Raw genomic sequence first — 21,153 nt, 5'->3', positions numbered from 1 at the left:
CGGGACAGGGGATGCGTCCAGGCCGCGCCTGCCTGTGGTCGGCGGCGTACAGCATCAGCGGGAACTGCGCGCGGATCGGGCGGCCACTCCCGCGGGACGCTCGGCACGGGGATGTGCCCGCGTGCAGGCAGGGCGCCGCCGCCCAGTGCTATCGTCCGCGCCATGTCCAAGGCCACCGCCACCCTCCGCTTCGAGGCGACGTTGCTGCGGCCGGCGACGCCGCCGGACTCGGCCTGGACGTTCCTGGTGCTGCCCGCCGAGGCCAGCGCCAAGCTACCGACGCGCAGCATGGTCAGCGTGGACGGCACGTTCGCCGGGCAGCCGTTCCAAGCCACGCTGGAACCGGACGGGCAGGGCAGCCATTGGCTGAAGGTTGAAGCAGCGCTGCGGGTGGCGGCCGGGGTCGCCGCGGGCGACACGGTCGCGCTGGCGATCGCGCCGATGGCGGTGGAGCCGGAGCCGGTGTTGCCGCCCGACCTGGGCGCGGCGCTGGCCGCGCATCCGGCCGCGCGTGTGACCTGGGACGCCATCACCGCGCTGGCGCGGCGCGACTGGATCTTCTGGATCGTCTCGGGCAAGAAGGCCGACACACGCGCCAAGCGCATCGCCAGCGCCTGCGACATGCTCGCCTCGGGCAAGCGCCGCGCCTGTTGCTTCGACCGCTCGGGCATGTACAGCCAGTCGCTCGGCGCGCCGAAGGCGGCGCAATGACGCGCCGCAATACGTTGCAGCGCTAGCGCAGCGCGAGGGCCGCCGCTGCCGCGACATCGTCCTCGCAAACCGCCACCTATACTCCGGCGGTGTCCATCTGCTGAAGGGTCTCATCGCATAAGCGCACCCGCATCCCCGACCACCGCCGCTTCCGGCGCCGCACCCGGCAGCCTGCGCCGCTCGGTGTCCAATACGCTCAAGGGCTCGGCCGGCAACCTGGTCGAGTGGTACGACGTCTACGTCTACTCGGTGTTCGCCACCTATTTCGAATCGCAGTTCTTCTCCAAGGAAGACAAGAACGCCACGATGTTCGTGTGGGCGATCTTCGCGATGACCTTCCTGATGCGGCCGATCGGCGCGTGGTACTTCGGCCGCTTCGCCGACCGCTTCGGCCGCCGCCTGGCGCTGACCATCTCGGTGTCGCTGATGGCGCTGTGTTCGTTCGTGATCGCGGTGACGCCGACGGTGGCCACGATCGGCATCGCCGCGCCGATCGTGCTGCTGCTGGCGCGGTTGCTGCAGGGCTTCGCCACCGGCGGCGAGTACGGTACCAGCGCCACCTACATGTCCGAGGCGGCGATCCCGGGCCGGCGCGGCTTCCTGTCCTCGTTCCACTACGTGACCCTGGTCGGCGGCCATGTGCTGGCGCAGACCACGCTGCTGCTGATGCTGCATTTCGCCGACAAGGGCTGGGTGTCCGAATGGGGCTGGCGCCTGGCGTTCGGCCTGGGCGGCATCGGCGCGCTGGTGGTGTTCTGGCTGCGCCGCACGATGGACGAGTCGCTGGGCTCGGACTCCATCGCCGAGGCCAAGAAGGGCGGGGCGCGCTCGGCCGGTTCGCTGCACGAGCTGTTCGTGCACCAGTGGCGGCCGCTGCTGCTGTGCTTCCTGGTGACCGCGGGCGGCACCATCGCCTTCTACACCTATTCGGTCACCGGGCCGAAGATGATCCAGACCGCGTTCGCCGGCGACGACGTGATGGCCGGCACCATCATCAACCTGGTCGCGCTGACCGTGCTGATGCTGATGCAGCCGGTCGGCGGCTGGCTGTCGGACATCATCGGGCGCAAGACCCTGCTGGTGTTCTTCGGCATCGGCGGCGTGCTCTACACCTGGTTCCTGGTGCTGGAGCTGCCCAAGCAGAGCGATTGGCTGACCGCGTTCGCGATCCTGACCGGCGGCTTCGTGATCCTGACCGGCTACACCTCGATCAACGCGGTGGTCAAGGCGGAGCTGTTCCCGACCCACATCCGCGCGCTGGGCGTGGGCCTGGGCTACGCGCTGGCGAACTCGGCCTTCGGCGGCACCGCGCCGCTGCTGTACCAGGCCTCGCTGAAGACCGGCCATGTGACCACCTTCGTCTGGTACGCCACGGCGGTGATCGCGGTGTCGCTGGTGGTGTACATGTTCTTCCTGACCAACAAGGGCGCGAACTGGCTGGACGACGAGCGCGCGATGCGCGAGCGCAAGGCCGCGAAGGCGGCGGCCGGGCGCGGCTGAGGCCGGCGGCGGCACGGGCGCGACCACCGCGCCCGTGCCGCGGCAAGCACCGCGCTCCCGGCGGGGCGTCGGCCTGCGGGTTCGGCGGCGCGCGTGCGACTCGGGTACCATGCAGCCCCCCTCACGGGCGTTTTCGCTCATGGCCGACTCCAAGAAGACCCCCGACTCCCCTGTGACCCAGGACCAGGCCGAAGCCGCCGTGCGCACCCTGCTGCGCTGGGCCGGCGAGGACCCGGACCGCGAAGGCCTGCTGGACACGCCGCGGCGCGTGGCCGAGGCCTATGGCGACTGGTTCAGCGGCTACAAGGCCGATCCGCGCGAGTACATGCTGCGCACCTTCGAGGAAGTGGCCGGCTACGACGAGCTGATCGTGCTGCGCGACATCGAATACGAAAGCCATTGCGAGCACCACATGGCGCCGATCATCGGCAAGGTCCATGTGGGCTACCTGCCGCGCGGCAAGGTGGTGGGCATCAGCAAGCTGGCGCGCGTGGTCGAGGCCTATGCGCGGCGCTTCCAGGTGCAGGAGAAGATGACCGCGCAGATCGCGCAGTGCATCCAGGACGTGCTGCAGCCGCTGGGCGTGGGCGTGGTGGTGGAAGGCGCGCACGAGTGCATGACCACCCGCGGCATCCACAAGCGCGGCGTCAGCATGGTCACCTCGAAGATGCTCGGCACCTTCCGCGAGGACGCGCGCACCCGCGCCGAGTTCCTGCGCTTCATCGACGGCGGCGTGCGCTGAGCGTGCGGATGGGGCGGTCGTCGGTTCCTGCATGAAGCACCGTGTCCGGATCGCCGGCTATCGCCAGTTGCGCGAACAGCCGTTGTGGAAGCTGCTCGCCGCCGACCATGCGCCGGAACTGATCGGCCTGCTGCAGACCCTGCTGGGCGATGCGCAGCGGCGGCTGCCGTCGTCGGTGCTGCACGAGCGCCTGCAGCGCCAGCTGGATGCGCTGAAGGACGACGAGCTGTCGCGCGAGTTGCCGCGCACCGCGCAGGCCTACCTGGCGCACTGGCTGGCGCAGGGCTGGCTGGAGCGGCGCCTGCCCGAAGGCGATGCCGAGGAAGAGTACGAGCTGTCGCGCCAGGCCGCGCAGGCGATCCGCTTCATCGCCGGGGTGCAGGGCAGCGCCAGCGTCGCCACCGAGAGCCGCTTGTCGCTGGTGATCGAGCAGCTGGTGCAGCTGGCCGGGCAGACCGAGACCGATCCGGACGCGCGGCTGGCCGCGCTGCGCGCCGAACGCGCGCGCCTGGACGCGGAGATCGAGCGCGTGGCCGCCGGCAAGCTGGCCGCGCTGGACGGCAAGCGCGCGCTGGAGCGCACCCGCGACATCATCCGCCTGTCCGACGACCTGGCCGAGGACTTCCGCCGCGTTCGCGACGATTTCGAACAGCTCAACCGCGATTTCCGCGAGCGCATCATCGACGACGAGGGTGCGCGCGGCGACGTGCTGGAGAAGCTGTTCGCCGGCATCGACGTGATCGGCGAGAGCGACGCCGGGCGCAGCTTCCAGGCGTTCTGGAGCCTGCTCAACGACGCCGAACAGAGCGTGCAGCTGGACGCGGCGCTGGACACGCTGCTGGCGCGCGGGTTCGCGCGCCGGCTCGACCGCCAGGAACGCGCGTTCCTGCGCGGACTCACCGGCACCCTGCTCGAGCGCGGCGGCCAGGTGCACGAGGTCATGCAGCATTTCGCGCGCAGCCTGCGCGGCTTCGTGCAGAGCCGCGGCTACCTGGAGCAGCGCCGGCTCAACCAGTTGCTGAAGCAGGCGCAGGGCGAGGCGCTGCAGTTGCGCGACCGGCTGCACGCCACCGCGGCCACCGGCTACACGCTGCCGCTGAGCAGCGCGCGGCTGCGTTCGCTGTCGCAGTGGCGGCTGCACGACCCGCGCAGCCAGCAGGTCGATGGCCGGGTGCAGGCGGCGGAGGCGGCGATGATCTCGCTGGACAGCGTCGGCGACCTGGTCGCGCAGTCGGAGATCGACCTGCGCGGCCTGCGCGAGGACCTGCACGCGCTGCTCGGCCAGCAGCCGCAGCTGACCATCGGCGAGGCCTTGCGGCAGCGTCCGGCGCAGCAGGGGCTGGGCAGCGTGATCGGCTACCTGGCGCTGGGCACGCGCCACGGCGTGGTGGTCGCGGACGAATGGGAAGCGGTGCAGTGGGAAGGCAACGACGGCCAGCTGCGGCGCGCCCGCATCCCGCTGGTGTGGTTCACCAAGGAAAAACGCAATGAACTGGTCTGACGATATGCCCGGCGGCGACGCCGACGGCTTCGACCCCGCGGCCGCCGCCGCGACCCAGGCCGACGGCCGCAGCGAGCTGTTCGCCGGCGACACCGGCACCCTGCCGCTGGAGGCGCGCCGCGCGCTGTGCCAGCTGCTGTCCGGGCCGAGCATCGACGCCTACCGCCACGGACCGCTGTGGCCGGCGCTGCTGCGCCACGAGGCCGCGGTGCGCCGGGTGCTATGCGAACTGTTCCTGGAACTGGTGCTGGACCGCGACGGCGGCGTGGCCTTCGCCCGCCAGGCCGAGACCGCCGAGCTGGAGACCCCGGCGCTGCTGCGCACCGCGCCGCTGACCTTCATCGAGTCGGTATTGCTGCTGTTCCTGCGCCAGCAGCTGGCCGAAGCCGACACCCGCGGCGAACGCGCGGTGGTGCAGGAGGCGCAGCTGCTGGAAGTGCTGTCGGTGTACGAGAAGAACGTGTCCACCGACCGTGCGGGCTTTGCGCGGCGGGTGCTGGCGGCGATCGCGAAGATGCGCGACAACCACCTGCTGTCCAAGCTGCGCGGCAGCGAGGACCGCTACGAGGTGTCGCCGGCGCTGAAACTGCTGTTCTCCGCGGAGGACGTGCAGGCGCTGGCCGCCGCCTACCGCGGCTTGCGCGAAGGCACGGCCGCGGACGCCCCGCAGTGACTGCAGGAGCGGCGTCAGCCGCGACCCACCGCCGGCCCGCCCAGCCCACCGCCAGGCGCCCTGGCGATCTCGATTTTCCGATGAGCACCCGATGACGTCCCTGTCCGATCCGTCTGCGTCCGCATCCGTCCCCGCGCCGTCGCTGTTCGCCGACACGCTGGCCGAGCAGCGCGCGCAGCAATACCGCATGCGCCGCCTGCAGGTGCACAACTGGGGCACCTTCAACGGCCTGACCGACGTGCCGGTCGCCGACAAGGGCTTCCTGTTCGTAGGCCGCTCCGGCTCCGGCAAGTCGACCCTGCTCGATGCGATGTCGGCGCTGCTGACCCCGCCGAGCATCGTCGACTTCAACGCCGCCGCGCGCGAGGCCGAGCGCAGCGGCCGCGACCGCAGCCTGGTGTCGTACGTGCGCGGCGCCTGGGCCGACCAGCAGGACAGCGCCTCGGGCGAGATCGCCACCCAGTACCTGCGCAAGGGCGCGACCTGGTCGGCGCTGGCGCTGGAATACCGCAACGCGCACGGCCAGGCGGTGAGCCTGGTGCGCCTGTTCTGGATCGCCGGCAGCGGCACCGCCGCGGCCGACGTGCGCAAGCACTACATGGTGGCGCCGCGCGGCTTCGACGTGGCCGCCGAGCTGGACGGCTTCGACCTGGACCTGCGCCGGCTCAAGCAGCGCCTGGGCGAGGAGGTGCACCATTTCGACAGCTTCGCCGGCTATGCCGAGCGCTTCCGTCACCTGCTCGGCATCGGCAACGAGATGGCGCTGCGGCTGCTGCACAAGACCCAGTCGGCGAAGAACCTGGGCGATCTCAATGCGTTCCTGCGCAGCTTCATGCTCGACGAGCCGCGCACCTTCGAGGCCGCCGACCGCCTGGTCGACGACTTCGCCGAACTCGACGGCGCCCACCATGCGGTGGTGACCGCGCGGCGCCAGGTGGAGACGCTGGTCCCGGCGCGGCAGCACTACGCCGAGTTGATGGCCCTGCGCCGCAGCGTCGGCGAATTGCGCGAGCTGCAGCTGGGCATCGACGGCTACCGCGAGCAGCGCCGGCTGGCGCTGCTGGACGCGCGCCTGCAGGAACTGGACACGCAGGACCGCGGCCTGGCCGGCGAGGAAGGGCAACGCCGCGAGGCGCTGGACAACCACGAACAGAAGTTGGCCGAACGCGAGACCGAGCAGCGCGCGCAGGGCGGCGAGCGGGTCGAGGCGCTGGAGCGCGAGCGCGGCCGGGTCGAGCGCGAACGCGACGAACGCATGCGCCGGCGCAGCCAGGTCGAGCAGGCCTGCCGCCAGCTCGGCATGGGCCTGGCCGGCAGCGCCGCCGGCTTCGCCGAACAGGTGGCGCAGGCGCGTGCGCTGCGCGAGGGCGTGGCCGGCGACGCCAGCGCGCTGGACGAAGCGATCGCCGAGCGCATGGCCGAGCGCCGCGAGGACGAGCGCCGCTTCGCCGCGATCCGCACCGAGATCGACGCGCTGCACAAGGCGCCGTCGAGCATCCCCGCGCCGATGCAGGCGCTGCGCGCGCGGCTGTGCGCCGACACCGGCCTGGCCGAGGCGGCGCTGCCGTTCGTCGGCGAGCTGATGCAGGTGGACGAGGCGCAGGCCGCCTGGCGCGGCGCGATCGAGCGCGTGCTGCACGGCTTCGCGCAGTCGCTGCTGGTCGACGAGCGCCACCACGCCACGGTCGCCGAGTGGGTCAACCAGACCCAGCTCGGCACCCGCCTGGTCTATTACCGGGTGCGCCACAACGAAGCCCTGCACAGCCGCGAACCGGACCCGCGCTCGCTGCTGCGCAAGCTGCAGCTGCGCGACCATCCCTACGCGACCTGGCTGCGCCACGAACTGGGCCGGCGCTTCGACTACGCCTGCGTCGACAGCGCCGCGCAGCTGCGCAACGCCGAGCGCGCGATCACCCGCGAAGGCCAGCTCAAGCATCCCGGCGACCGCTACGAGAAGGACGACCGCCACGCCGTCGGCGACCGCAAGCGCTGGTTGCTCGGCTACGACAACCGCGACAAGCTCAAGGTCTACGAGCGCGAGGGCCAGGCCCTGGCGCAGCGCATCGCCGCCTGCGACGCCGACGTCGCCGCGTTGCGCAAGCAGCGCGAACTCGACCAGGGCCGCCAGCTGGCCGCGCACACCCTGGCCGAGCGCGACTGGGACGAGATCGACGTGGCGCCCAAGCTGCAGCGCCTGAGCGACATCGCCGAGCAGCTGCTGCAGCTGCGCGAAGGCGACACCGCGCTGCGCGCGCTGGGCGAGCAGATCGCCGTGGCGCGGGCGCTGCGCGACCAGGCGCGGCGCACCTACGAGGACGTGCGCCTGGAACGCGCGCAACTGGGCCGCGAGCGCAGCCGGCTGCAGGCGCAGCGCGAGACCTGCGCCGCGCGCGTGGCGACCGCGGCGATCACGCCGGCGCAGGCGCAGGGGTTGGACGCGCGCCTGGCGGCGTTGTCGCCGCTGAGCCTGGACAACCTGGAAGCGCACCTGCGCAGCGTCGAGCGCGGCCTCGGCGAGCAGCTGGCGCAGAGCCATGGCCAGGACGCGCGGCTGGGCCAGCAGTTGCTCGACTGCTTCCGCCGCTACTGCCAGCAATGGCCGGAGGACAGCGGCGACTTCACCGTCAGCCTGGCCAGCGCCGACGATTTCCTGGCGCGCCTGCAGCGGCTGGAGAGCGACGGCCTGCCGCGCCACGAGGGCCGCTTCTTCGACCTGCTGCAGACCCAGAGCAAGAACAACCTGCTGGCCCTGCAACGGCATACCGCCGAAGCGCACAAGGCGATCAAGCAGCGCATGGACGAGGTCAACGCCAGCCTCGAACAGGTCCCGTTCAACCGCGGCACCCTGCTGACCATCGAGGTCAGCGACCGCCGGTTGCTCGAGGTGCAGGAATTCCAGCAGCAACTGCGCGAGGTGCTGGGCCACCAGCAGACCGAGGACCGCGCGCTGGCCGAGGCCCAGTTCGCCACCTTGCGCACGCTGGTGCAGCGGCTCGGTGCGCAGGACGCGGAACTGCGGCGCTGGCGCGAGCAGGTGCTGGACGTGCGCCAGCACGTGGAGTTCGTCGGCGTGGAGCTGGATGCGCACAGCCGCGCGCAGGTGGAGATCTACCGCAGCGGCGCCGGCAAGTCCGGCGGCCAGCGGCAGAAGCTGGCCACCACCTGCCTGGCCGCGGCGCTGCGCTACCAGCTCGGCGGCGAGGACGGCGAACTGCCGCGCTACGCGGCGGTGGTGCTGGACGAGGCGTTCGACAAGGCCGACAACGAGTTCACCGCGCTGGCGATGAACATCTTCGAGAACTTCGGCTTCCAGATGGTGGTGGCCACGCCGCTGAAGTCGGTGATGACGCTGGAGCCGTTCATCGGCGGCGCCTGCTTCGTCGAGATCAGCGGCCGCCACACCTCCGGCGTGTTGCTGATCGAGTACGACGAGCAGCAGCATCGGCTCAAGTTGCCGGAACGCACGCGCGGCGACGAGCCGGCGCTGCACGAGGCGGCGCCGGCCCAGGCGGCGCGCGCGCAGACGGTACCGGCTGCGCCGACGGTCGCGAACGTTGCTGCCATCGCGGTTGCGCGTGCCGCTGCGGATGTCGGGAGCGCCGCTTCCGTGCCTGCGGCGACCGACATCGCCGATGCGGTGCACGCTCCCCATGGCGACAAGCGCCGGGCCGCGAAGCGCGGCACCGCTGCTGCCGTCGCCGCGCCCGGCGCCAGATCCGCGGAACCGACTCGTTCTGCCAAGCCTGCCGCCAGCGGCACGCTGGCAAAGGGCGGCAAGGCGGCAACCTCGACCAAGCCGGTATCGGCGAGAGCAGCGGCCAAGCCCGCCACGGCGACCGCGGCAACCAAGCCTGCTGCAGCCAAGCCTTCCGCCGCCAGGCGCGCGGCACCGGAGCGCGCGGCACCGCCCGTGAAGGCACCGCCGCCGGCCTCCAAGACCAAGCCCCCTGCCTCGCCGAAGGCGCGCAGCCGCCGCTGAGCGCGTCCGGCCGATCGCGCTCACGGACGGCGCCGTCGACGCGCGTGCGTCAATCGCGCCGACACCGATCACGGCAGCGGCGCGCCGCTGGCGTCGGCTCCATCGACGCCGGATGCGATCGGCGCGCGCAGCGACCGCCGCGCCTCAGCGCAGCAGGTCCCAGCCCATCTTGCCGATCAGCACCACCACCAGCACCAGGAACAGCTGCCGGATCAACGGCGTGCCGCCGCGCAGCGCCAGCCGCGTGCCGGCCACCGCGCCGGCGATGTTGGCCACCGCCATCGGCACCGCCACCGCCAGCAGCACCTGCCCGCTGGGCACGAAGAAGCACAGTGCGGCCAGGTTGGTGGCCAGGTTGACCACCTTGGAGGCGGCCGAGGCGCGCAGGAAGTCCAGGCCGAAGAAGCGGATGAACAGGAAGATCAGGAAGCTGCCGGTGCCGGGCCCGAAGAAGCCGTCGTAGAAACCGATCGCCGCGCCCATCGCCAGCGCGATGGCCAGTTCGCGGCGGCCGATGTGGCGCGGCCGGTGCAGCGCGCCGAAATCCTTCTTGATCAGCGTATAGACCAGCATCGCGATCAGCAGCGCCAGGATCAGCGGCCGTACCGCCTGTTTCGGCAACAGGCTGACCGCGGTGGCGCCGAGGAAGGAGAACGCGAACGCCGCCGCGGTGGCGTACAGCACCGGCCGCCACGGGAAGCGCACGTTGCGCGCATAACGCCAGGCCGACGCGCCGGTGCCGGCCATCGCGCTGAACTTGTTGGTGCCCAGCAGCACCGCCGGCGCCTGCTGCGGCAGGGTCGCGAACAGCCCCGGCAACTGGATCAGGCCGCCGCCGCCCACCGCCGCATCCACCAGCCCGGCGACGAAGGCGATGCACAGCAGCCAGGGCAGTTCGGTCGGGATCAGCTCCAGCAAGGCGGCGCTCCGGGCGATGGGCGCGCAAGCATAGCCGGGGCCGCCGCGCACGGCAGCGCCGGCGTGCGCCGCGCCGCCGCAGCCGGCACAATCGGCGCATGTCTCCGTCCGCCCCGCGCCTCGCCGATCCTTGCCCTTGCGGCCGCCCGCGCGATTACGCGCAGTGCTGCGGGCTCTACCACGCCGGCGCCGCCGCGCCCGACGCCGAAACGCTGATGCGCGCGCGCTACAGCGCCTACGTGCGCCGCGACGCCGACTACCTGCGCGCCAGCTGGCACCCGTCCACGCGCCCGGCGGAACTGGAACTGGATACGCACACCGCCTGGCTCGGCCTGACCGTGCAGCGGGTCGTCGCCAGCGGCGCCGACAGCGCCGAGGTCGCCTTCCTGGCGCGCTATCGCATCGGCGGCGGCAGCGCCGTGCGCATGACCGAGCACAGCCGCTTCGTGCGCGAGGACGGCCGCTGGTACTACCTGGATGCGCTGGACTGAACCGATGGGCAGGCGTGGCATCAGGTTTGCGCGGCGCTGGCCGATGATGTTGCAGTGTCCGCCGCCCCTGCAGTCGTGATGTCTTTCGTGTTTGCCGCGTTCTTCGCCCGGTTGCGCCGTTGGCGCAGCCATGGCCGGGCGTTGCTGTGGTGCTGCCTGCTGCTCGCCTGCGACGCTGCCGCGGCGGCGCCCGCGCCCATGCCGGCGCTGCAAGGCGCCTGGCGCCCGGTCGCCGCCGCCGACCGCGGGGTGCCGCCCTCGCGCGCCGATCCGGCGCTGCAGCGTTTCGATCCGAACCGGATGACCCAGCTGCACGGCGGCGATGCCGGCGCCTGGGTGCTGTTGTGGCCGGCGCAGGGGCAGTGGCCGCCGGCGCCGTGGGTGCTGGAAGTGCCCAGTCCTGCGTTGCAGCGGGTCACCCTGCTGGCGCCGGTCGCCGGCGCGGCACCGCAGCAGCGCGGGCTGATGCGCGACGACCCGCAGGCGCTGCCCGGCAACGGCCGCCTCGGCTTCCGCATCGATGCCGCACCGGCCGCCGGGCAGCCGCTGCGGCTGTGGGTGGACCAGCGCGGGGTCATGGCCGCTTCGCTGCGCTTCCAGCTGCGCAGCGAGTCCGACTACCTGCGCCAGGACAGCCGTTGGCTGGTGGTCGCCAGCCTGAGCTTCGCGATCATGCTGAGCATGGCGGCGATGGCGCTGGTGTTCGCCTGGCGGCTGCGCGAGGCGACGTTCCTGTACTACGCCGTCTACGTGCTCGGCTACGGCCTGGTGATGGCGCTGGAGACCGGTTACGTGGTGCATCCGCTGGGCCTGGAAGCGATCGGCCAGGCCGCGCGGTTCTGGGGCCGCCTGGGCGTCACCACGTCGATCGTGGCCGCGGTGCTGTTCCTGGAACGCTTCGCCGACCTGGCGCAGTACCTGCCGCGCGCGCGGCGCTGGCTGCGCGGCTATGCGCTGCTGGTCGCGTTGATCGCGCTGCCGGCGCTGCTGCCGTTGCCGTGGCTGGACGCGCTCGGCCGGGCGCTGGTCAACCCGTTGCTGATCCTCGGCGGGCCGCTGCTGATCGGCATCGCCGTGGTGGCGGCATGGCGCGGCTCGCGCTATGCCGGGCTGTTCCTGCTCGGCTGGACGCCGCTGCTGCTGGTCACCGCGCTCAGCAGCCTGCAGGGCTTCGGCATGGTGGCGCACTGGACGTGGAGCGAAGAGGCGGCACTGGCCGCCGGTGCGTTCGAGGCGCTGGTGCTGTCGCTGGGCCTGGCCGAGCGCAGCACCTCGCTGCGCCGCGACCGCGACCAGGCGCGGCAGCTGGCCGACCTGGATCCGCTGACCGGCCTGCTCAACCGCCGCGCCTGGCACGAGCGCCTGACCGCGCTGAAGCAGGCCGCCCGGCGCCGGCGGCAACCGTTGGCGCTGATGTTCCTGGACGTGGACCACTTCAAGCGGCTCAACGACCGCTATGGCCACCGTGCCGGCGACGACGGCCTGCGCGCGCTGGCCCAGGCGCTGCGCGAGGAACTGCGCGGCGACGACCTGATCGGCCGCTACGGCGGCGAGGAATTCGTGATCGCGCTGCCCGGCCTCGATGCGGCGCAGGCCACCCCGATCGCCGAGCGGATCCGCGAACGCTTCCGCGCGCAGGCCGCGCTCGCCTTTCCCGAGCTGCAGCCGACCGTGAGCATCGGCGTGGTCCAACTGCGCCCCGGCGACGACGCCAACGGCCTGGTGCAGCGCGCCGACGAAGCGCTGTACGCGGCCAAGAGCGGCGGCCGCAACCGCGTGGTCGCCGTGCACTGAGCCGGCGCAGGACCCGTGTAGGAGCGGCTTCAGCCGCGACAGGATCTATCGGTAACGCCTGTCGGGGCCGAAGCCGCTCCTACAAACGCGCCGGACCCCCGTGAACCCGCCACCGCGCGTGAGCAGCCATTCCCGGCGGTTGTTTATGATGTCCGGCCTGCTGTTGGCGAGGAAGTTCCGATGATGCGTTTCGCCTGGGCCTTGCTGCTGGCCGCGCCCTGCGCCGCCGCGCAGACCCTGCCCGCGCCGCCCGTGGCGCCGGACCCCGCCTTCGTCGGTTGCCTGTCCACGCTGCGCACCGCCGCCGCCAAGAGCGGCGTGGCCGCCACCGCGTTCGACCGCTTCACCGCCGGCGTGCAGCCGGACATGAGCGTGCTGCCGCTGCTCGACGCGCAACCCGAATTCACCACGCCGATCTGGGACTACCTGGCCGGGCTGGTGGACACCCAGCGCGTCGCCGACGGCCGCGCGATGCTGGTCACGCATCGCGATCTGCTCGCCCGGGTGGCGCAGCAATACGGAGTGGACGCGGAGACAGTGGTCGCGGTGTGGGGCGTGGAGAGCGACTACGGCCGCGTCTCCGGCAAGCGCCCGCTGCTGGTGTCGCTGCTGACCCTGTCGTGCAACGGCCGCCGCCAGCCGTTCTTCCGCGGCGAACTGTTCGCGCTGCTGAAACTGCTGCAGGCCGGCGACCTGCAGGCCGACGGCCTGAGCGGCTCCTGGGCCGGCGCGTTCGGCCACACCCAGTTCATGCCCAGCACCTATGCCCGCGTCGCCGTGGACGGCGATGGCGACGGCCGCCGCGACCTGGTCGCCAGCATTCCCGATGCGCTGGCCTCCACCGCCAACTACCTGAAGCTGGCCGGCTGGCAGAGCGGGCAGCCGTGGGGCATGGAGGTCAAGTTGCCGGCCGGGTTCGACCCGGCCCTGGCCGGGCGCACCCAGCGCCGGCCGCTGTCCGACTGGCGCACGCGCGGCGTGACCGCCATCGACGGCAGCGCGCTCGACCTGCCTGCGCTGGCGCCACAGACGCCGGCCGCGGTGCTGATCCCGGCCGGCACCAACGGCCCGGCGTTCCTGGTGTTCCGCAACTACGACGCGATCTACGCCTACAACGCCGCCGAAAGCTATGCGCTGGCGATCGCGCTGCTGTCCGACCAACTGCGCGGCAAGCCCGGCCTGGTCACCGCCTGGCCCACCGACGATCCCGGCCTGGGCCGTCCGGAGCGGCGCGAACTGCAGACCCTGCTGCTGGCGCGCGGCCACGACATCGGCCAGGCCGACGGCATGATCGGCAGCGCCAGCCGCCGCGCGATCCAGGCCGAGCAGCTGCGCCTGGGCCTGCAGCCGGCCGACGGCCGCGCCGGGCAGCGCATCCTCGATGCGCTGCGCCGCGAGGCGTCTGGGGCTCCGGCCACCGCACCCGCCGCGCCGACCACGCTCACACCCGCGCCACCCACGCCGTTCGGCGGCAAGCCCGCGACCGCGTTCCGCGTGCCGGCGCGCTATCCGGCCTTCGTCCAATCCCCCGCGCCACGGAGCATCCCCCCCATGTCCGAGATCCCCGGCCTGAGCACAGGCGATTTCCACGGTTACCCTTCGCTGTTGGTGGAAACTCCGCACTCCACTGCCGCGATCAGCCTGTTCGGCGGCCAGTTGCTGTCGTTCGTGCCCAAGGGCGGCACCGAGGTGATGTGGCTGTCGCCGAGCGCGCAGCCCACGCCCACCCCGATCCGCGGCGGCACCCCGGTGTGCTGGCCGTACTTCGGCCGCCAGGACCAGAGCGCCGACGTGCCGGCGCACGGCTTCGTGCGCACCGTGCCGTGGCAGCTGCAGGACGCGCGCCGCGAGGCCGACGGCAGCATGCTGCTGACCCTGGCGCCGCCGGACTTCGACGACCTGCCGCTGCGCCTGCGCATGCAGCTGCGCATCGGCGCGACCCTGGAGCAGCGCCTGATCACCGACAACGTCGGCCGCGAACCGGCGCGCTTCACCCAGGCGCTGCACAACTATTTCCACGTCGCCGACGCCACCCGGGTGCGGGTGCAGGGCCTGGACGGGCTCGACTACCTGGACAAGTTCGAAAACTACGCCACGCCGCACCGCCAGCACGGCGACTGGAGCCTGCAGGACCCGCGCGATCCCGGCCGCAGCGACCGCATCTACACCGGCGCCGGCGGCCGCTACACGCTGCTCGATCCCGGCCTGCAGCGCCGCATCGAGATCGCCACCGCCGGCAGCCGCACCCTGGTGGCCTGGAATCCGGGCGAAGCCGGCGCGCAGAAGATGGTCGACGTCGGCGCCCACTGGCGCCAGTTCGTGTGCCTGGAAGCGGCCAACGCCGGCCCCGAGGTGATCGAACTGGCCGCCGGCGCGCAGCACGTGCTGCAGCAGACCATCGCGGTCGCGCCGCTGTAACGGCGCGCGCTGCCGCGAGGGTTCGCTGCGGATAGGCGGCGGCCTCTGGCCATCAGTCGCAACCGCGTCATCGACCGCTACCAGATCGACCGGCACTAGAAGGAATAGACCGGCCCAGGCCGATCCGCTCCCCTGTGGGAGGGACTTCAGTCCCGACGCGCTATACCGAGAATGCCTCGGAACCCATCTTCGCCGCCGCGCTCGCGCCCTTCGCAAAGACGCTCTGCGGGCGGCGCGCCTAGGCGGGGGCTTCGGCGGTTTCAGGCCATCGGCCCCAGCCGCTCTATCGACCAGGCATCAGGCCGCCTCGACCCCCTGTGGGAGGGACTTCAGTCCCGACGCGCTGTACCGACAATGCGTCGGAACCCATCTTCGCCGCCGCGCTCGCACCCTTCGCAAAGACGCTCTGCGGGCGGCGCGTCCAGTCAGGGGCTTCGACGGTTTCAGGCCATCGGCTCCAGCCGCTCTATCGACCAGGCATCAGGCCGCCTCGACCCACCTGTTGGAGGGACTCCAGTCCCGACGTGCTTTACCGACGCGGTATCGGGGCCGAACCTCGCCGCCGCGCTCGCGCCCTTCGCAAAGACGCTCCTGCCGGGCGACTCGTCCAGGTAGGGACTTTCGGTGGTTTCAGGCTGTCGGCTCCAGCCGCTCTATCGACCAAGCGTGGGGCCGCCTCGATCCCTCTGTGGGAGGGACTTCAGTCCCGACGCGCGCTACCGACAGGCGCCGGGACCGTACCATTCCCACCGCCGCCGCTCGGCCCCACCCCGAAACCCCGCGCCCGCCGATTACACTGCCGCCTCCACCGGGAGACCATGCCGTGCATTCCTCGCCCCCTGCCGCGCGCACGCGCAATGCCGCCCTGGTCTTCATCTTCATCACCCTGCTGATCGACGTGCTGGCCTTCGGCGTCATCATTCCGGTGCTGCCGGGGCTGGTGCGCGGCTTCACCGGCGGCGATTTCGCCGCGGCGGCGAAGTGGGTCGGCTGGTTCGGCTTCCTGTTCGCCGCGCTGCAGTTCGTCAGCTCGCCGCTGCAGGGCGCGCTGTCCGACCGCTACGGCCGGCGCCCGGTGATCCTGGCCTCGTGCCTGGGCCTGGGCGTGGACTTCGTTGTGATGGCGCTGGCGCAGAGCCTGCCGTTGCTGCTGCTGGCGCGGGTGGTGTCGGGCGTGTTCTCGGCCAGCTTCACCACCGCCAACGCCTACATCGCCGACATCACCACGCCGGACAAGCGCGCCCAGGCCTACGGCATGATCGGCGCCGCGTTCGGGCTCGGCTTCGTGATCGGGCCGCTGCTCGGCGGCTGGCTCGGCAGCTACCACCTGCGCGCGCCGTTCTGGTTCGCCGCGGCGCTGGCGCTGCTCAACTTCCTCTACGGTTTATGGGTGCTGCCCGAATCGCTGGCGCCGGAGCGGCGCACCCCGCGCCTGGACTGGAAGCACGCCAATCCGTTCGGCGCGCTGCGGCTGCTGCGCAGCTACCCGCAGGTATTCGCGCTGGCCGCGGTGATCTTCCTGGCCAACCTGGCGCACTACGTGTATCCGAGCATCTTCGTGCTGTTCGCCGAGTACCAGTACCAGTGGGGACCGAAGCAGGTCAGCTGGGTGCTGGCCCTGGTCGGGGTGTGCAGCATCGTGGTCAACGCCTTGCTGGTCGCGCGCGTGGTGCGCCGGCTCGGCGAACGCGGGGCGCTGCTGTTCGGGCTGGGCTGCGGCGTGGCCGGCTTCGCCATCTACAGCGTCGCCGGCAGCGGCGCGATGTTCCTGCTCGGGGTGCCGGTCAGCGCGCTGTGGGCGGTGGCATCGCCGTCCGCGCAGGCCATCGTCACCCGCCACGTCGGTGCCGATGCGCAAGGCCGCGTGCAGGGCGCGCTGATGAGCCTGGTCAGCCTGGCCGGCATCGTCGGGCCGCTGCTGTACACGTGGGTGTTCGCGCTGTTCATCGGCACGCACGCACCGGCGCATCTGCCCGGCGCGCCGTGGCTGCTGGCCGCGCTGTTGCTGGCTGCCGGCTGGGTCGTGGCCTGGCGCCGTGCGCGCCTGCCCGCCAGCGCCACCGCTTAGCACGCCGAACCGCGTTGCGGCGGACCGTTGCCCGCCTGGAGGGCGTGGCGCCCGCCGCTGGCGGATGAATTGCTCAGCTTGAACCGGCGCGCAGCCGCGCGTGGCCGCCTTGTCGCCCGGTGCCACGCGTCCACGATGCTACGCTGTACGGCCTCTCCGCCGTCGCGGCCGGTCCGGCTGCTGTAGACCGCACGCCCTCCATGATGTCGCCCCCCGACGGTTCCGCCGCGCCCCTCACCGCCTCGCGCCTGTTGCGCGAAGCCACCGCGCAACAGCATCTGGCCGTCGAACAATTGCCGGCGATGCGCGCGCTGATGCGCGATTCCCTGTCCGTGCACGACTACGCCCAGGTGCTGCGCCGCCATCACGCCGCGCTGGCCGGCTGGGAGCAGCGCGAGGGCGCCTGGCTGCACGCCATTGGCGACGCCCCCTGGCGCTACCAGCCGCGCAGTCCGCTGCTGGAACAGGACCTGGCCGCGCTGCGGGCCACGCCGCCGCTGCCGGCGCCAGCGCCGCCAGCGCCCGACGCCGGCAGCCGCTGGGGGATGCTGTACGTGGTCGAAGGCTCGCGCCTGGGCGGGCGCCTGATCGCCCGGCAACTGCGGCAGAGCCTCGCCGCCGCCGCCCCGGCGCTGACCTATTTCGAGCTCGGTCATGCCGATCCGGCCTGCTGGCGGCGTTTCCAGCAACGCCTGGAGCAGGCCCTGCCGACGCCGCAATCGCGGCAGGCCGCCGTCGCTGGCGCACGCGCGATGTTCGCGCACTTCCACACCCACTTTTCCCTGGAGACAGTCGCATGAGCGAGACCGCCGTGCCCTTGGACATGGACGCCTGCGCGCGCGAGCCGATCCATATTCCCGGATCGATCCAGCCGCACGGCGCGCTGCTGGTGATCGAACCCGGCGACCGCCGCATCGTGCAGGCCAGCACCAGCGCCGCCGACCTGCTCGGCGTGCCGCTGGCGGACCTGCTCGGACAGCGCTACGACGCGCTGCTGACGCTGCAGGAACCGCGCCTGTCGGCGGACGCCTCCGAACGCACCCAGCTCGCGTACGTCGACGTCGGTTTCCCGCGCCGCGCCACGGCTCCGCGCCAGCGCTGGGTCGGCGCCTGGCATCTGTACCCGGAGCAATGGCTGCTGGAACTGGAGCCGCGCGATGCGCCGCTGGCCGACGCCACCTTGCGCGAGGCATTGCCGTTGCTGCGCCGGCTCGAGACCGACAACAGCATCGACGAAGCCTGCCAGCGCGCGGCCAAGAGCCTGCGCACGCTGATCGGCTACGACCGGGTGATGATCTACCGCTTCGACGACGAGTGGAACGGCGACGTCGTGGCCGAGGCGCGCACGCCCGAGCTGGAGTCCTATCTGGGCCTGCACTATCCGGCCAGCGACATCCCGGTGCAGGCGCGCACGCTGTACCTGCGCAACCGCGTGCGCCAGATCGCCGACGTCGGCTATGTTCCCTCGCCGATCGAGCCGACCCTGCATCCGCGACTGCGCGCGCCGGTGGACCTGAGCGACGTCAGCCTGCGCAGCGTCTCCCCGGTGCACCTGGAATACCTGGCCAACATGGGCGTCACCGCCACCCTGGTGGCCTCGATCGTGGTCAACGACGCGCTGTGGGGGCTGATCGCCTGCCACCACTACCGCCCGTACTTCTGCAACCACGAGATGCGCGACGTCACCGACGCGGTCAGCCGCGCCCTGGCCGGGCGCATCGGCGCGCTGACCGCGGTGTCGCGCGCGCGCGTGGAAACGGTGCTGCTGACCGTGCGCGAAAAGCTGATCACCAACTTCAACGAAGCCGAGACGCTGACCGGCGACATGCTCGACGACATGGCGTCGGACCTGCTCGACGTGGTCGATGCCGACGGCGTGGCGGTGTTCCACGGCGACCACGTCACCCGCCACGGCACCGTGCCGAGCGCCGCCGAACTTGCCCGGATCCGCGAACAGATCGAGTCCAGCCATCATGAAGCGCTGCGCCACGACGCGGTCGGCGCCTTGCATACCGACCAGATCGGCGCGACCTTCCCGGAACTGGCCGACCTGGCGCCGCTGGCCGCCGGCTTCATCTTCGTGCCGCTGATGCCGCAGGCGCGCAGCGCGCTGCTGTGGACGCGGCGCGAGCAGGTGCGCACGGTCAACTGGGCCGGCAACCCGCAGCTGTCCAAGCTGCAGGACATTCCCAACTCGCGCCTGTCGCCGCGCAAGAGCTTCGACCTGTGGCAGGAAACCGTGCGCGGCCGCGCACGGCCGTGGTCGCCGCTGAGCCTGGAGTCGGCGCGCAGCCTGCGGGTACTGATCGAACTGATGGAGCGCAAGCGCTTCCAGCAGGATTTCGCGCTGCTGGAGGCCTCGTTGTCGCGGCTGCGCGAACCGGTGGCGATCATCGAGCGCGGCAGCGACGGCCGCCCCAGCCGGCTGGCGTTCGTCAACGACGCCTTCGCGGTGCTGTACCAACGCGAGGTCGCCGAGCTGATCGGCTGCGAACTGGATCAGCTGTACGCCAGCGACGCCGCGCCCGCCGAAATCCAGCGCATCGCCACCTTGCTGCGCCAGGGCCGCGCCGCCTACGTGACCTTGCCGCTGCGCATCGAAGCCGCCGCGCCGGTGCATCGCCAGTTCGATTTCGAACCCTTGCCCAGTCCGTCCGGCGTCTCCACCCACTGGCTGCTGCAGCTGCGCGATCCGCGCTGAGCGAATCCGTGGCGGCGCACGCTCAGCGCGTGCGCCGCCACAGCAGCGACGTCGCCGCGCCGGCCAGCAGGCCCCAGAACGCGGCGCCGATGCCGAACAGCGACAGCCCCGAGGCGGTGACCAGGAAGGTGATCAGCGCCGGCTCGCGTTCGCCCTCGTCCTTCAGCGCCATCGCCAGGCTGTTGCCGATGGTGCCGAACAGCGCGATGCCGGCGATCGCCATCACCAGTTCCTTCGGGAATGCGGCGAACAGCGCGGCCACGGTCGCGCCGAACAGGCCGATCAGCAGATAGAACAGGCCGGCGAACACCGCGGCCATGTAGCGCCGCTGCGGATCCTCCTGCGCTTCGCGGCCCATGCAGATCGCCGCGGTGATCGCCGCCAGGTTCAGGCCATAGGCGCCGAACGGCGCCAGCAGCGTATTGACCACGCCGATCCAGCCGATCGTCGGCGAGATCGGCACCGCATAGCCGGACGCGCGGATCACCGCCACCCCGGGCAGGTTCTGCGAGGCCATCGTCACCACGAACAACGGCAGCGCGATGCCGAACAGCGCCTGCCACGACAGTGTCGGCCACACCAACACCGGCCGCGCCAGGCTCAGCTGCGCGGTCTCCAGATGCAGCGTGCCGCTGCCGGCGGCGATCGCGATGCCTACCGCCAGCGTCGCGATCACCGCATAGCGCGGGAACGCGCGGCGCCCCAGCAGATAGACCGCGAACATCGCCAGCGCCATGCCCAGCCGGCTCTGCATCGCCACGAACACGTCCAGGCCGAAGCGCAGCAGCACCCCGGCCAGCATCGCCGACGCCAGCGACACCGGGATGCGCCGGATCATCCGCTCGAAGACGCCGGAAAATCCGGCTGCGGTACCGAGCAGCGCCGCCACCACGAACGCGCCGATCGCATCGGACAGCGGCAAGCCGCCGCCGCTGCTGATCAGCATCGCCGCGCCGGGGGTGGACCAGGCCGTCACCACCGGCATCCGGTAGCGCAGCGACAGGCCGATGCAGGTGACGCCCATGCCTAGCCCCAGCGCCCACATCCACGAGGCGATCTCCGCCTGCGAGGCGCCCAGCGTGCGCGCGGCCTGGAACACGATCACCGCCGAACTGGCGAAGCCGACCAGGACAGTGACGAAGCCGGCGACCAGCGCCGGCAGCGAGGCGTCGCGCCATAGGGAGCGTCCGGCAGTGGAGGGCATTGCGAGATCCTGCAGGGGGTGAACCCGCATTCTCGGCGAAGCGGCCGCCAACGGCAGCAGCGGCATGGGGTCGCCGCCGCGCGCGGACGCGGCGCGTGCGCGTTCTACTGATGGGAACGCTGCCGGAAGCGCCTGCAATGGCCGCATACGCACCGCGCGCAAGAAAGCGGTTGACGTTTTTTCCTGGCCCGGTAGACTGCGCGGCCCGCTACGCAGCTGCCGATCTTCGGCTCGACAGAAGCGAAACGGGCCGGAAACACCTAGCGAACATCGGGTGTTGACGGCGTGAAAAAAACGGCTAATATGGCCGGCTCGCTTCAACGAAAAGACCTCAGGGTCTTCCGCAAGAAGCGGCGTCAACCTCCTGATAAATCAGGGTATTGACGGCAACAAAAAAGCCGCTATGATGGGCGGCTCGGTTCAGCGAAAAGCCTTCGGGGTTTGAGGGGAACC

General features: G+C 71.7%; 14 protein-coding genes. 12 read left to right on the top strand and 2 right to left on the bottom strand.

The window, feature by feature from the left end; translation table 11 throughout:
* Positions 1-162: 162 nt before the first annotated feature.
* From JR064_RS10950 to JR064_RS10925, 6 genes are all read left to right on the top strand, one after another.
* Positions 163-711 (top strand): DUF1905 domain-containing protein, encoded by a 549-nt coding sequence (locus JR064_RS10950; protein WP_206229733.1) that lies wholly within the window; start codon positions 163-165, stop codon positions 709-711.
* A 117-nt stretch (positions 712-828) separates the two neighbouring features.
* Entirely contained in the window at positions 829-2,211 is a 1,383-nt protein-coding gene (locus tag JR064_RS10945; protein WP_206229800.1) for an MFS transporter, read from the top strand.
* A 139-nt stretch (positions 2,212-2,350) separates the two neighbouring features.
* Positions 2,351-2,953 (top strand): GTP cyclohydrolase I FolE, encoded by a 603-nt coding sequence (gene folE, locus JR064_RS10940; protein ID WP_179570518.1) that lies wholly within the window; start codon positions 2,351-2,353, stop codon positions 2,951-2,953.
* Positions 2,954-2,984: 31 nt separating this feature from the next.
* Positions 2,985-4,454 carry a DUF3375 domain-containing protein gene (locus tag JR064_RS10935; RefSeq protein WP_206229732.1) on the top strand — a complete coding sequence of 490 codons (1,470 nt, stop codon included), beginning with the start codon at positions 2,985-2,987 and terminating at the stop codon, positions 4,452-4,454.
* On the top strand, positions 4,441-5,127 hold the full coding sequence (locus JR064_RS10930; RefSeq protein ID WP_206229731.1) for a DUF4194 domain-containing protein: 687 nt from the start codon (positions 4,441-4,443) through the stop codon (positions 5,125-5,127). The genes JR064_RS10935 and JR064_RS10930 overlap by 14 nt, the downstream gene beginning before the upstream one ends.
* A 91-nt stretch (positions 5,128-5,218) precedes the next feature.
* A complete protein-coding gene (locus tag JR064_RS10925) occupies positions 5,219-9,106 on the top strand; it encodes an ATP-binding protein (RefSeq protein ID WP_206229730.1) in 3,888 nt (1,295 codons plus the stop codon).
* A gap of 144 nt (positions 9,107-9,250) precedes the next feature.
* On the opposite strand, the gene JR064_RS10920 is transcribed toward JR064_RS10925, so the two are convergent.
* Positions 9,251-10,024: a sulfite exporter TauE/SafE family protein gene (locus JR064_RS10920; protein WP_179570522.1), complete on the bottom strand. Its 774-nt coding sequence runs from the start codon at positions 10,022-10,024 to the stop codon at positions 9,251-9,253.
* A 98-nt stretch (positions 10,025-10,122) separates the two neighbouring features.
* Between JR064_RS10920 and JR064_RS10915 the strand changes: the two genes are divergently transcribed.
* The 6 genes from JR064_RS10915 to bphP all read left to right on the top strand — a co-directional run bounded on the left by JR064_RS10915 (position 10,123) and on the right by bphP (position 19,496).
* On the top strand, positions 10,123-10,515 hold the full coding sequence (locus tag JR064_RS10915; protein WP_179570523.1) for a YchJ family metal-binding protein: 393 nt from the start codon (positions 10,123-10,125) through the stop codon (positions 10,513-10,515).
* A gap of 78 nt (positions 10,516-10,593) precedes the next feature.
* A complete protein-coding gene (locus JR064_RS10910) occupies positions 10,594-12,309 on the top strand; it encodes a GGDEF domain-containing protein (RefSeq protein ID WP_206229729.1) in 1,716 nt (571 codons plus the stop codon).
* 183 nt (positions 12,310-12,492) lie between these two features.
* Complete coding sequence (locus JR064_RS10905) at positions 12,493-14,727, top strand: lytic murein transglycosylase (RefSeq protein WP_241092999.1); 2,235 nt, start codon at positions 12,493-12,495, stop codon at positions 14,725-14,727.
* Positions 14,728-15,550: 823 nt separating this feature from the next.
* Positions 15,551-16,795, top strand: a complete 1,245-nt coding sequence (locus JR064_RS10900) for a TCR/Tet family MFS transporter (RefSeq protein ID WP_338123884.1) — start codon at positions 15,551-15,553, stop codon at positions 16,793-16,795.
* A 200-nt stretch (positions 16,796-16,995) separates the two neighbouring features.
* Complete coding sequence (locus JR064_RS10895; protein ID WP_206229728.1) at positions 16,996-17,595, top strand: biliverdin-producing heme oxygenase; 600 nt, start codon at positions 16,996-16,998, stop codon at positions 17,593-17,595.
* Positions 17,592-19,496 carry a bacteriophytochrome BphP gene (gene bphP / locus JR064_RS10890; protein WP_206229727.1) on the top strand — a complete coding sequence of 635 codons (1,905 nt, stop codon included), beginning with the start codon at positions 17,592-17,594 and terminating at the stop codon, positions 19,494-19,496. Before JR064_RS10895 ends, bphP begins: the two co-directional genes overlap by 4 nt.
* Before the next feature lie 22 nt (positions 19,497-19,518).
* Here the strand turns inward: bphP and JR064_RS10885 are convergent, their stop codons facing one another.
* Entirely contained in the window at positions 19,519-20,700 is a 1,182-nt protein-coding gene (locus tag JR064_RS10885) for a benzoate/H(+) symporter BenE family transporter (RefSeq protein ID WP_206229726.1), read from the bottom strand.
* Positions 20,701-21,153 lie beyond the last annotated feature (453 nt).

The organism is Xanthomonas bonasiae, from assembly GCF_017163705.1.
GTDB classification, from domain to species: domain Bacteria; phylum Pseudomonadota; class Gammaproteobacteria; order Xanthomonadales; family Xanthomonadaceae; genus Xanthomonas_A; species Xanthomonas_A bonasiae.
The sequence above is the reverse complement of the archived record's forward strand: the minus strand, read 5'-3'. Positions and strand labels throughout refer to the sequence as shown.

What these genes read in the sequence shown, in the direction of transcription:
- JR064_RS10950 (WP_206229733.1), top strand. Translation starts at nt 163, where the DNA reads ATGTCCAAGGCCACCGCCACCCTCCGCTTCGAGGCGACGTTGCTGCGG.
- folE (WP_179570518.1), top strand. Translation starts at nt 2,351, where the DNA reads ATGGCCGACTCCAAGAAGACCCCCGACTCCCCTGTGACCCAGGACCAG.
- JR064_RS10935 (WP_206229732.1), top strand. Translation starts at nt 2,985, where the DNA reads ATGAAGCACCGTGTCCGGATCGCCGGCTATCGCCAGTTGCGCGAACAG.
- JR064_RS10930 (WP_206229731.1), top strand. Translation starts at nt 4,441, where the DNA reads ATGAACTGGTCTGACGATATGCCCGGCGGCGACGCCGACGGCTTCGAC.
- JR064_RS10925 (WP_206229730.1), top strand. Translation starts at nt 5,219, where the DNA reads ATGACGTCCCTGTCCGATCCGTCTGCGTCCGCATCCGTCCCCGCGCCG.
- JR064_RS10915 (WP_179570523.1), top strand. Translation starts at nt 10,123, where the DNA reads ATGTCTCCGTCCGCCCCGCGCCTCGCCGATCCTTGCCCTTGCGGCCGC.
- JR064_RS10910 (WP_206229729.1), top strand. Translation starts at nt 10,594, where the DNA reads ATGTCTTTCGTGTTTGCCGCGTTCTTCGCCCGGTTGCGCCGTTGGCGC.
- JR064_RS10905 (WP_241092999.1), top strand. Translation starts at nt 12,493, where the DNA reads ATGCGTTTCGCCTGGGCCTTGCTGCTGGCCGCGCCCTGCGCCGCCGCG.
- JR064_RS10895 (WP_206229728.1), top strand. Translation starts at nt 16,996, where the DNA reads ATGATGTCGCCCCCCGACGGTTCCGCCGCGCCCCTCACCGCCTCGCGC.
- bphP (WP_206229727.1), top strand. Translation starts at nt 17,592, where the DNA reads ATGAGCGAGACCGCCGTGCCCTTGGACATGGACGCCTGCGCGCGCGAG.
- JR064_RS10885 (WP_206229726.1), bottom strand. Translation starts at nt 20,700, where the DNA reads ATGCCCTCCACTGCCGGACGCTCCCTATGGCGCGACGCCTCGCTGCCG.